At 65.5% G+C, this 11,798-nt stretch carries 9 protein-coding genes; 3 read left to right on the forward strand and 6 right to left on the reverse strand.

All coding sequences use genetic code 11. The features are described 5' to 3' along the window. Positions 1-104: 104 nt before the first annotated feature. The 6 genes from VFA60_02555 to VFA60_02580 form a co-directional block, all read right to left on the reverse strand. A complete protein-coding gene (locus VFA60_02555; GenBank protein HZQ90655.1) occupies positions 105-2,627 on the reverse strand; it encodes a hypothetical protein in 2,523 nt (840 codons plus the stop codon). A gap of 41 nt (positions 2,628-2,668) precedes the next feature. Continuing rightward, entirely contained in the window at positions 2,669-4,282 is a 1,614-nt protein-coding gene (locus VFA60_02560) for an NAD(P)/FAD-dependent oxidoreductase (protein ID HZQ90656.1), read from the reverse strand. 8 nt (positions 4,283-4,290) lie between these two features. After that, positions 4,291-6,042 carry a hypothetical protein gene (locus VFA60_02565; GenBank protein HZQ90657.1) on the reverse strand — a complete coding sequence of 584 codons (1,752 nt, stop codon included), beginning with the start codon at positions 6,040-6,042 and terminating at the stop codon, positions 4,291-4,293. A 187-nt stretch (positions 6,043-6,229) separates the two neighbouring features. Continuing rightward, a complete protein-coding gene (locus VFA60_02570; GenBank protein HZQ90658.1) occupies positions 6,230-7,999 on the reverse strand; it encodes a family 43 glycosylhydrolase in 1,770 nt (589 codons plus the stop codon). 234 nt (positions 8,000-8,233) lie between these two features. Beyond that, positions 8,234-9,358 carry a PmoA family protein gene (locus VFA60_02575; protein ID HZQ90659.1) on the reverse strand — a complete coding sequence of 375 codons (1,125 nt, stop codon included), beginning with the start codon at positions 9,356-9,358 and terminating at the stop codon, positions 8,234-8,236. Beyond that, on the reverse strand, positions 9,345-10,700 hold the full coding sequence (locus VFA60_02580; GenBank protein HZQ90660.1) for a Gfo/Idh/MocA family oxidoreductase: 1,356 nt from the start codon (positions 10,698-10,700) through the stop codon (positions 9,345-9,347). The genes VFA60_02575 and VFA60_02580 overlap by 14 nt, the downstream gene beginning before the upstream one ends. Before the next feature lie 280 nt (positions 10,701-10,980). Here VFA60_02580 and VFA60_02585 point away from each other — a divergent pair, with 280 nt between their 5' ends. Genes VFA60_02585 through VFA60_02595 form a run of 3 tightly spaced genes read left to right on the forward strand, consistent with a single transcriptional unit; the run spans position 10,981 to position 11,796 of the window. Beyond that, the gene (locus VFA60_02585; protein ID HZQ90661.1) at positions 10,981-11,352 is read left to right on the forward strand and encodes a hypothetical protein; all 372 of its coding nucleotides are present in this window, start codon (positions 10,981-10,983) and stop codon (positions 11,350-11,352) included. A 14-nt stretch (positions 11,353-11,366) separates the two neighbouring features. Further along, positions 11,367-11,585: a hypothetical protein gene (locus VFA60_02590; protein HZQ90662.1), complete on the forward strand. Its 219-nt coding sequence runs from the start codon at positions 11,367-11,369 to the stop codon at positions 11,583-11,585. A 28-nt stretch (positions 11,586-11,613) separates the two neighbouring features. Then, a complete protein-coding gene (locus tag VFA60_02595) occupies positions 11,614-11,796 on the forward strand; it encodes an aminotransferase class V-fold PLP-dependent enzyme (protein ID HZQ90663.1) in 183 nt (60 codons plus the stop codon). Positions 11,797-11,798 lie beyond the last annotated feature (2 nt).

Consider the following 11,798-nt stretch of genomic DNA (forward strand, 5'->3'; position numbering starts at 1 on the left):
AGGGTGACGGCGCCCGCCTCCTAGCGGCGTGCGTGAAGAGGCGCCAGCGAAACCTGCATCTGACGGAACAGAGCATTCGTGGTGTGGCCGCTGTGCGGCGCGCATCACGCGGCGACGCTGGTGTCGGCGGGGCGCAGGTCGGCGGCTGCGGCGTGGGCTTGGGCCAGCGCGGTCATGGATTCAGACGCGAGCCAGGCGACCGCGTAGCTGGCCAGTCCCAACAGCAGCGCGTTGCTGAAGCCGATGGCCATGCCCGCGACCGTGGCGGCGAGGCTGCCGTAGACCGAAGCGCATCCGTTGATCCCCCAGGCCCAGGGGACAAAGGCGGGCGCCTGCTGCCGGGCAAACTGCAACCCGGTGGGGAAGAAGATGCCGAGCAGAAAGCCGACGGGTGCAATGCCGAACAGCACGGCAGCCGCCCGCGCGGGCAGCGGCCAGCGCAGCACCAGGGGCGCCGCGAAATAGAACATTGCCAGGAACATGGCGAGCGCGACCACCAGGAGCGCCGCCGTGACGCGCACCTTGTGGCGGAACGGCGCCGGCCATCGCGCGGAGACGGCGCTGCCCGCACCCGCGGTAAGCAACAGTCCGGCCAGCAGGATCGGGACCGAATACATGGGATTGCCCAGCAGCAGGATGCACTTCTGCATGAGCGCGATCTCCAGCAGCATGAAACCGAAGCCGAGGCCGGCGAAGTAGGTTGCCTGGCCGCGGACGTGCGGCACGCGCAGGCCCTCGCGCTGAAATCCCCAGAGCGGCAGCACGATGGCGCAGATCATCGCGAGGGTTGCGGCGATGCTGATCTGGAGCAGCGTGCTCTGGACGCTCGAGCCGCGCAGCGTGTCGAGGTCCCAGTTCTGCGGGCCGGTGAGGGCCGAGGTCTCGAAGAAGAAGGGCGAGTCATCCGTTGTTGGAGTGACTTTGTAGGCGTAGTTGCGGAAGAACTGGCGCTCGTTGCCACTGTCATACGCCGCGATGAGCGCGTTGAATACGTCTGCCGAGTTCTTCAGGCGGGAACCGTTCATCGCCGTGTAGTAGCGCTCTTCGCGTGCCCGCTGGTCAGCGGCAGGCCACACCTTGGGCCAATAGAGGACGCCGACGCCGGAGCGGCGCGCCTGCGCGGCGAGCGTCTCGGCTTCCTGCGGCGTGAAGACGCCATTCTTGAAAACGGAGAGCGCCCAGCGCTCGTCGCCGATGATCATGATGCGCCCGCCGACTTCGTCCACGCCCATGCGGCGCCAGGCCTGCGCGGCGAGCGACGAAAGACGCAGCGTCTCCTTCGGCGGATAGGAATTCCAGCGATAGAAGCCGACGTAGCCGCCCGGCTTCAGATGCGTGAAGTAGTCGCGAAAAGCCTCGACCGTGTAGAGGTAGTTTTCACTGAGGACGTAAGCGCCGGCGTTGAGGGCGGCGAACGTGTCAATAGCGACGATCTGGATCAGATCGAATTGCTTCGAGGTGGAACGGATGGCGTGGCGGCCTTCGGCGCTGAGCGCGGTGACGCGCGGGCTGCCGAGCAGGTTGCCGTTCCACCCGGCGTAACGGCGCCTGGTGAGGTCGAAGGTATAGGGATTCAGCTCGACGGTGGCGATGGAGTTGGCGCCGGCGGCGAGCGCGTAAGCAACGTCCACGCCGCCACCGGTGCCGATGATGGCGACGTCAGGATGATTGAGCAGCGCGTAAGTGGCCGCGGAAGGGTGAATGGGGCCGCCCGTGGTCATGCGCCGGCGAATGTCGCTGATGGCAGCGCTGCCGACCAGGCGCGTGTGCGCGTCGGCGTCCTGGGTGATGATCTTGTAGGAACCAGGCGGATGCTCGGTGTAGTTGAGCAGTTGGGAATTGTGTCCACCGAGAACGTCGATGCGCACCATCGGCGTCCAGCGGGTGCGCTCGATGCGCGCGCCGGAAGCGAGCATGCGCCACATGTCCTTGTAGCGCTCGGGAAGAAACTGGAAGTGGCGATGGCGAATGCTCATCCAGGTGGTGGCCACGAGGGCGAGCGCAACGAGTGAGGCCGCGGCCGGACGGCGGATGGCGCCGGCGTTGAAGAGCCATAGAGCGCCGCAGGCGGTGACGATGGCGCTCAGCAGAAGCAGGCAGCCGGCCGCGCCGAGCACGGGCAGCAGTACAAAGTAGGCGGCGCAAGCGACGCCGGCAGCCGCCAGGTCGGCAAAGTAGAGCTTGCCGGCGCTCGCCGAACAGCAGGCGAGCAGCAGGGAGAGCGCCGCGCCCGCGAAAACAAACGGCGGCAGCGAGACGGCGTAGCAGAGCATGAGCTTGAGAGCGGGCGAGGCGGCGTCCATGTGCGGCAGCACGCGCGACGTCACGTAGAGCGCGACGAGCAGGCTTACGCTCATCAGCGACGCGCAGACGCCGATCAGCAGCGGGGCCTGCAGCCGGGCGCGGCGCAGGACCGTGACCAGCGTCCCGCTGATGCCGAAACCGAGCAGCGCGATCGAGATGGCGAGATAGACGACGTGGTTCCAAAAGATGAACGAGAGAATGCGCGTCTGCACCAGCTCGAAGGTGAGCGCCGCAAAAGAAATGGCTGCGATGGTGGCGTAGCTGAAAGTGAGGGGGAGCTGCGCCTGGGTGCTTTGCCGGGGACTGTTTGCTGAATGCGCCATCAACTCTCCAGGGCAGTTCTAATTTGCGCCAGCGCGCCGGTTTAGGCGGCCTCGGACGGCTGCACAGGCGGTCCCTTCCTGGCCTCGTGATAATCCTGCTCGGTGTTGACTTCCCACAGGTTCGATTTGTCGGTGCGGCCCTCCACGATGTTGTCCACCGCGATCATGGCGGTGAGCATGGAGTGGTCCTGGTTGTTGTATTTGTGCATGCCATTGCGTCCCACCAGAAACAGATTGGAGAAATCGTCGAGCCAGGCACGCAACTCGGGGAAGCGGGCGTAGGTGCCGAAGTAGGCGGGATAACTTTTCGGCATGCGCAGCACGGTGCTGTCGCGCACCGAATCCTTGTCGATGATGCCGATCTTGTGGAGCTCCGACGCGGCGAAGCGCGAGAGGTCGTCGTCGGGGCGCTTCCAGAGGTCATCGGTCTCGTAGCAGAAGTATTCGACGCCGATCCAGACCTTGCTCGGGTCGGCGACCATGCCGGGGCTCCAGTTGTTGAAGATCTGGAGGCGGCCGGCGAGCACGTCGGGTTCCTGGATGTAGATCCAGTTGTCGGCGATCAGGCGTGAGCCGTTGGCGGAGTCCTGAACCTTGAGGCGGTCCACCAGCAAGCCAACGGTGATGAAGTCGCGGTACTGCAGGCCCTCGCTGACCTCGCGGACGCTGGCGGGAACTTCGCATTGGAGCGAGTCCACCAGCTCGCGAATGGGCATGGTGGAGAAGCAGTAGTCGCAGGGGAATCGCTGCTCGCGACCCTCGCGCACGGCAATGACGGCGGTCACACGATTGCCAACGCCGACTTCAAGGCGCGCGACCTTGGTCAGGGTGAGGATTTCGCCGCCCAGGACGCGTACTTTGCGGGCGACTTCTTCCCACATCTGGCCGGGGCCGTACTTGGGATAGAGGAAACGCTCGATGAGCGACGTTTCCACGTTTTTTTGGCCGACGCCGTGGGAGCGCGCGGGGAGCAGCTTGCGCGCGGCATGCGCCAGCGACCTGCCGATGGACAGCTTCCTGATGCGTTGCTCGCCCCACTCGGCGTCAATCGAATGGCAGGGCACGCCCCAGACTTTTTCCGTGTACGACTTGAAGAACGTGCGGTAGAGCTCGCCGCCGAAGCGATTGATGAAGAACTGCTCGAGGTTTTTCACGTTGCGCAGCGGGAACCAGGCGCGGCGCAGGTAGCTGAGGCCGATGCGGAAGGTCCGCCAAAGGCCGAGGTTGCGAATGGTGGCGGGCGAAAGCGTGATGGGGTACTCGAAAAATTTGCGGAGGAAGTAGATGCGCGACTTTCGGTTGCGCACCAGCATGACGCGGTCACGATCGGGCGGGTGATGTCCGTTGCCGTTGACGGTGCGCGACTTGCGCTGGTAGGTGATCACGTTGTCGCGCGCGCCGTCAGCTTCCTCCATGGGAAGGTGTGAGAGCCACCACTCCATGACGCGATCACTCTTGGAGAAGAAGCGGTGACCGCCAATGTCGATGCGATTGCCGTTGTGGTTGACGGTGCGCGAGATGCCGCCCATGTAAGTACTCTGCTCGAGCACGATGGGCAGCACGCTGGTGCGGGTGAGCAGTTCATACGCGGCCGTGAGGCCCGCGGGGCCGGCGCCGATGATGAGAGCAGTCTTGCGGGGGGCCCGGGTCACCATTCGCGGCGTCACCATCGGCCAGATCCAGGGCCACCCGCCTGAAGATTGCGGGCCCGCAGTGAGGGAGAAGCTGGGCACTGGAACGGCGCCAAGATCGAGTCCATGGGAACCAGGCGCGCAAAGGGTTCGGCGTCGGCGAGCACGAACCACACTTTGCGGTGCGGGTAGTAGTTCACCAGCCGGCAGTCATCGGGGGAGTCGTCGATGCGCGCGAGCACGACGCGCTGGCGGTCAATGTCAGGCCCGCCGTAGACCCACTCCTGGTGGTAGATGTGCCACGGCGCGTACTTGACGAAAACCAGGTGCTCGCCGCCGGATTTTTCCAGCTGGTGAATCACGCGCAGGCGCTCGATGTACCAGGGAATTGCCGGCTCGGGGCGTCCATTGATGCCGAATCCCGGGGTCCGCGCAAAACGATAGAGCTGGCGGCGGGCCCCGTCCTGCAGGGAGGCGATGCCGATCACGAGCAGCACAACGGCGAAACCGCGCACCCAGTACCGACCGACGCGCTGGCCGCGAATGCGCGCCGTCCGCAGCAGCCTGAGTCCGAGGAACGCCAGCCCGAAGTAGCTGACCAGTAGCGGAGCGGCATAAGAAGAGAGCGGCCACCAGACGACGGCGAGCAATCCGAGGAGGACGAACAGAGCCGTCCAGGCAAGCCAGGCGCGGCCCCTGGAACGCACGGCCGCCCACAGCCCGAGCAATGCGAGCAGCACGAGCGGAGCCAGATGCTGATGGTAGTAGTAGCTGAGCTTCACGCGCTCCAGCTCCAGGATTCCACTCGGCGTTTGCGCGAGCAGCCCAGGCACGCCTTCCCAGAGAGCAAAAAACGTACGCAAAACTTCGTAGCGGTAGTGGGGTGCGGGCAGCAATGCCATTCCGAAAAACGGCTGAACGAAGTGGTACTGGCGGAAGTTTGCGACGTAGGGCATCTCGGCGGGATTGCCGGTGCCGCGGTAGTTGTAGTAAGCGGCCCATCCGAACAGCAGAATGAGCATTGCCGTTGCCGGCACCAGAACGCGCACCCAGGCGCTCTCACGCCAGACGTAAACCAGCAGGCCAGCGGCGAGCGGCAGGGCGAACATGAAACCTTCAAAGGGACGGCTGGTGGCAAGAACGCCGACGCCGAGAGCCAGCCACATCACATCTCGCAGGCGGGCATTGCGGATGACGCGAACGAAGCCGCCGAGGGCCAGCGCGGCGCCGAGGGCGGCGACCGATCCGCCCCAGTACGAGTCGCTGTACTGCGTGCCAACGCCGTACTTGAAGGCGACGAAGATTCCCGCCAGCAGGGCATAGGGCGGCCCGATCAGCGGCTGCAGCGCCCAGCAGATGGCGGCGGCCATCAGGCCAGTGTCGAGCCACACGCCCCACCAGTAATGAGCGCCAAACCAGAGCGGCAGGGCCATGAAGAGACTCGGCGCGGGCTGGTACTGCGTCTGGTACGTGGGGACCATGTTGACGTGGAAGGTCTCGAAGTGCCGCCAGAAAGGATGAACAGGATTGGTGAGCCGCCCGTCGGCGAATGTCTGGGCGCCCAGAATGAAGCTGAACTCGTCGGGGATGGAAGCGTCGGGGATTGGAAGCCAGGGGAGGAGGAAGAGCCGGGGAAGCAGCGCCAGCGCCGCGGTGAGGGCGACGGCGAGCGCGCGGCGATTGGCGAGCCGGGTGAACCAGCGCTCGACGCTGCGTCCGGACCGGTAGAAAAACAGAAGATCACCAACAACCAGACCTGAAGCCGCCAAAAGCAATTCGTGCATTCCATCCCCAAGGGTGAGCCCGGGACCGCCATCGAGCAGGGCTGGAGAAGCTGCTCGCAAGAAAAGAAGCGTGAAATTTACGGGAGGTTGGCCGAAGAATCCGGGCCGATTTGGGGGCGAGGGCTGTCGCAACTCGGCGTGGAACTTGCCAAGCCGCTGGTCCGCAGCGCGGCCGCGCCTGAGCGGGTCAGTTCAGGCTGTAAACGCGAACGTAGGAGAAGTGAGCGGTGAAGCCGGCGCCAGCCATGGAGACGAGTCCGATCTTCACGTTGCCGCCGAGAGTGTGCGTCCAGGTGGCGCCGCCCTCCCAGCGAATTCCGTCGTGGCTGGAATACGAAGTATAAGTCTCGCCATTTGCGGTGGCGCGCCGCGCGATGCGCAACCAGGTAAAGTCCGCGGGCGAGGCGAGCAGCGCGCTGCCGTACTGCGGAGAACCGGAGGGAACGCCGTTGAGCTGCTTGGCAAACTCGAGCTGGCGCGTCTGGTTGATGGCGACGGACGCGAGCTTCACGTAGTTGGCGTCGTCCTTATATATGAGCAGGCCGGCCTGCGCGTAGTTGAAGGCGCCGACGGTGGGAACGGTGGTGGAGATGCGCGTTTCGACGATGTAGTCGCCTGCCGGGGCCGCTTCAACCAGCACCGACGCGTTGTTCTGGTTCACGTAAATCTGTCCGGCTTGGGTATCGAAGCGGAAGCCTTCGGAGTCGAGGCCATAGCTGCCGGGCGCGGGGGGGCGGATCCAGCTCCAGTTGGGCGCGAGAGCGAAGGCGGAGAAGTCGTCGGAAGCGGCGCTGACGATGGCGGCGGGAATGTCGCTGGGCGCGGCTGTGGCAACGGGCAACTGCGACGCGGGCGCCATGAAGGGCGCGGTTTGCGGCGAGTCGGAGGGCCCAGCTCCGCCACGGACGCGCGGCCAGCCGTCGATCCAGTCCACGCGGTCGAGCATCGCCGGACGCCGCGTCCAACTGCCACTGAAGTAGGGTTTTTCGGCGCTGATGGCGTGGTAGAGCATCCAGTCCTGGCCGGCGGCGTCGGTGACCATGGAGTTGTGGCCAGGGCCGATCCAGCGATTGCCGTTCATGGCCAGCACGGGCGTGCCGCCCACGCGCGGTTCCAGCAGCGAGTTGCCGTCACGGTCCAGGTACGGCCCGAGAAGGTTCTGCGAGCGCGCGGCGAAGACGCCGTATCCGGAGAGCGGGCCGTTGCAGCACGCGCCGGCGGAGACAAACAAATAGAAGTAGCCGTCGTGGCGGACGATGTAGGCCGCTTCATAGCGGTCGGCGACGGCGATCGGCGTCTCGGAAGGCGAGGAGGTCATGCCGTCGGCCGAAAGAGCGCGCGCAGAGATGCCGCCAACGAAACTGCCAAAGAAGATGTAGCGCTGGCCGCCATCTTCGGCGACGAACGGATCAATCGTCCAGCGTGGACTCGAGGGCGGCACAACCGGCGTACTCGCGGCCGACCAGGGACCGAGCGGCGAGTCGCTGGTGGCGACGAAGATCGCGCTGCCGCCGAGTTTCGTATCCGACGCCGCATAATAAAGGTAGTAGCGGCCGTTGAAGAACTGCACGTCGGGCGCCCAGACGTAGCCGTCGTCGGAAACCCAGGAGGGCCGGTCACTGAAGACATCGCCGACGTACGACCAAGTGACCAGGTCGCGCGAGGCAGAGATGGCGATGTAGTGAAGGCGTCCGCCATCCTGGAAGCGGTCCTCGGTGCAGTACATGTACCAGAGGTCGTCGCCGGGCTTCTGTCCGCGGATGATGGCGGGATCGGGGCAGCTCTCCACCACGCTGCCGCTGCCGGTGGTGATGCGCAGGGGATTGGAGTACTCCGACGCGCCCGACGCGGTGACGCTGGCCAGCGATGCGGCCACATTGGGCGCGGCGCGACCGCCGCATCCGAGCAGCACCGCCAGGAAGAACGAAGCAAAGAGCGCGGCCAGAGATCGCGACACAGCGCCGCCAGCTTAGGTGTGAGCTGGATTGAGGACGATGAGGCGAATCACCGAGGCGTAGCCAGAGTTTCCCCTTAGCCAGAGATTTGCCGCGACCCACCACGCGGACGGGGGCGTCCGCGCCGCACGGTCCGTGGTGATGTGCCGGCGGGCGAGGGCGCCCGTCGCTACAACGTGCGAAGCAGTGGAGGGGCGAACACGCGGACGAGGGCGTCGGCGCCGTACGGATCGCGGCTACTTCTTCGCTGCTTTCACCGTCTTGGGCGAGGTTGATTGCCGCGCGGTGGTGAATTCCATCCAGGCCTTCTCAACATCGCCGGCGGTCGCGGTCTTCGACAGAATCAGGATGCGGTGGCGGAAGGTCACGCTCTGGTGAGGGTCGAGCGCGAAGTTGAGCGTTTCTTTGCCGTCGCTGAGGGCGCTCTGGCCGAGCGGGTTGGCGGCGAACAGGCCGTAGCCGCGCGCGTGCCAGTAGGTCGGGTATCCGGGATTCTGCGGATGATCGAGGATGGCGATGCTCACCGGCTCCTGATTCACCTTGCCGGTGAGGACGCACCAGCGCCCGCGCGTGCCCCAGGCGTCGTCGCCGGTTTTGCCTTCGCTGGTGAGGTAATTGCCAGTGACCACGCTGTTGTCCATGGCGGCCACGGTGATGGCGCGGCCGGTTGAGTCGGTAAACGTTTCGTCCTTCTTGCTGGGCAGCTCGAGCGAGCGCGCCACGCGCATGCCGAGCACGCCTTCCTTGTTGTCGGGGAAGGTGACGCGCTTGTCGAGCGCGATGAGCGTGGTGATGCGGTCCACGCTGCGGGAATCGGCGGTGCCGCGGAAGACGAACCTGGTGTGCTCGTTCAGCATCGGTTTGCCGTCGGGGCCGAGCCACTCGGTTTCGACCTCGAGTTCGCCGCTGTCGCTGCCGCTTTTGGCGCTGACCACCTTGCGATGCTCGATCGTTCCCATGTGCGGACGGTCTTCCGGCTTGATGGCGTCGGAGTTGTTCCAGAAATCAATGCCGTCCACGTTGCCGTAGTTGAACCACAGGCCAACGTGATGCGGATGGTCGGCGCGCTCGCCGGCCCTGGGGGGGAAGTTGCGCGTGATGACCGTGCCATCAGCCATCGCGAGCGGATACAGCACCGGCTTCTTGAGATTCGTCGGATAGCGGTAGGACGTGAACAGCTCGCTGCCGATCACGATGTCAACGCGGCGGCGATCCGGATCGGGGAGGACCTGTACCGGGAGATAGGGTGATTTTGCGGCGATTGTCTTGAGCCTGGGTTTTGTCTCGCCTGCGGATAGGGCCGAAGCGCCGGCGGCGAGCGCCGCCAGCGCCAGAATTGCCGTGAGCCTAGCCGCGCGCATTGCCTGCTCCTATCACTACTTCCTGCCGGGCGTCGTCGAAGCCTACGCGCTGGCCGGTCTGGATGGCGGCGATCGTCATGCAGAGCGCGATGGAGTGGCTGTAGCCGGCTTCGATGTCGGCATTGGGCTTCTTGCGGCTGCGCACGCACTCCATCCAGTTGCGGACGTTGGCTGAAGTGGAGTCGTCGGCCCCGGTATCGGCCGCGGTTTCCTGCGGGGCGGCTTCGCCGAGCGACAGGTTGGGCAGCAGGTTCGCCTTCATGTCCATTTCGGAAGCGTACTTCTGCTCCAGGCCGCCCTCGGCGGTGATTACGCGCTTATCGAGATCGAGCGTGCCGCCGTTGGAGCGGTACAGCTCCTTCACGCCGCCGGCCGAGTTCGTCTGGCGCGACGAGTAAATCACCTGGAAGCCCTTGCTGGGATCGTCGAGCGGACCGTAGTCGAAGATGGCGGTCATGGTGTCCCAGTTGCGGCGGCCGTCTTTCCACAGATAAATGCCGCCGTTGGCCACGACGCTGCGCGGGTGCGGCAGCCCGGTGAACCAGTGCACGGTGTCAATCTGGTGCACCATCCACTGGCAGGGAATGCCGGAGGAGTAGGGCCAGAAGAGGCGGAACTCAAGGTGCTTGCGCGCGTCGAAGGGCTCGTACGGGCGGTTGACGAGGAAGCGCTTCCAGTCGGTATCGGCCTCGCGGAGTTGCGGCACCAGCTTGGGACGGCGCCAGCGGCCGGGCTGGTTCACGTTCCACGTCATCTCGACGGCGACGATCTCGCCGAACCTGCCGGACTTGATGAACTCGTTGGCCTGCATGTACTGCGGCGTGCTGCGGCGCTGGGTGCCGATCTGCACGATCTTGCCGGTCTCGTGGACGGCCTTGCGGATGGCGCGCGCGTCGGCCATGGTGTTGGCCAAGGGCTTTTCGATGTAGGCGTCGCGGCCGGCGCGCACCGCTTCCACGCCGTGCATGGCGTGCTGGAAGTCGGCGGTGGCCACGATGACCGCGTCAACGTCCTTGCGGTCGTAAAGTTCGTCGTTGTTGCGAACCGTGTCGACCGTGCGGTTGAAGCGCTGCTGGAAGTGCTTTTTCGCCTCGTCGCGGCGCATGCTCCAGATGTCGGAGACGGCGACAAAATCGAAGTTCAGCTCGCCGGCCGACTTGTAGAAGGCGGGAATCAACGCCTGCCGGGCGCGGTCGGAAAATCCCACCAGCCCGACGCGGACGCGGTCGTTGGCGCCGAAGATGCGCGCGTAGCTCTCGGCGGTGGCCGGAATTGCGCCGGCCACCAGGCCTGCGCCGGCAACCTTGAGGAACGTGCGCCGTGGAGTTTTCTCGGTGGTCATTGTGCCGCCCTCCTCGCGAATCGTGCCTCGCCGGGGGACCGAGGCGCGTGGAATTCCGGCCAGCGGGGCCAAGGGCGGAGATTGACACCAGGCGTCTCGCATGTCAATCGCGAGTTCCACAATGTGAGAAGAGGCGGGCAGCGGCGCATGCAGCCGCGGCCACGCCGGCCCGCGGCCGGACCTGGCGAGTTGTGCAGACCCGCGCCGGTGGCGCAACTCGGCGCTAACGCTTTTTTCCGCGACGCCCTACGATGCCAGAATCATGCTGCCGAATTCCCCATTGGCTGCCAACACCCGCACCCTTCCGCCGAAGCCCGTGGTCTTGTGTGTTTCGCGCGACGCCACGGTCAATTCCGCCCGGGTGAAGGCCGTGGCATCCACCGGGTTCGCCGCCGCCGTGGCCAGCACGGCGCGCGACGCCACCGACCTGCTCACGTCGCGCTCCTTCGCCGCGGTGATCGTTTGCTCGACGCTGACGCGTGCCGAACAATTCGCCGTGGCCCGGCTGGCGCGCCTCGATTACGAGACGCCGGTCATCGTGGTTTACGACGAATCGGTCGATCCCAACATTCCGGCCGACTCGCGCATTCCCAAGGACGATGCGCACCGCCTGGTGAGCGCAATTCGCCGGCTGCTGCAGGCCGCGGCCTGAGCCTGGGGGTGCCCGTGAAAATGATTCCGACCTGTTGTCCGGTTTGCGGCGCCACCACGATCGAGCGCATTCTGCCGACGCTCGAAGTGCTCGTCCGCGACGCCGGCGTTCATGAAGTTGGCGGGCTCTACAGCTATCGCTGCCTCAGTGGCGGACACATCTTTTTCGTCCGCGTGGCCGACCTCGATAGCGAAGCGCAGGGCGCGGCGGCGATTTCGTCTCCAGAAACTTAATGGCGGCCACGGAACCACCGCGATTGACATGGACAGCGCCGGCTTCGCCATTCGCGCCGGCGACCTGGCGGCGTTGCCGCTGCTGAAGCGCTTAGGCGCCAGCGCGGCCGCGCGCGCGTCGGCGTACATCTACAACACGGTCGAGGAAGCGGACCGCTTCGCCGATGCGCTGGAGCGTGGCGGTGCTGGGCGGCAACTGAGACAATTGTGAGC

This window comes from Terriglobales bacterium, assembly GCA_035651995.1.
GTDB lineage: Bacteria > Acidobacteriota > Terriglobia > Terriglobales > Acidobacteriaceae > DASRER01.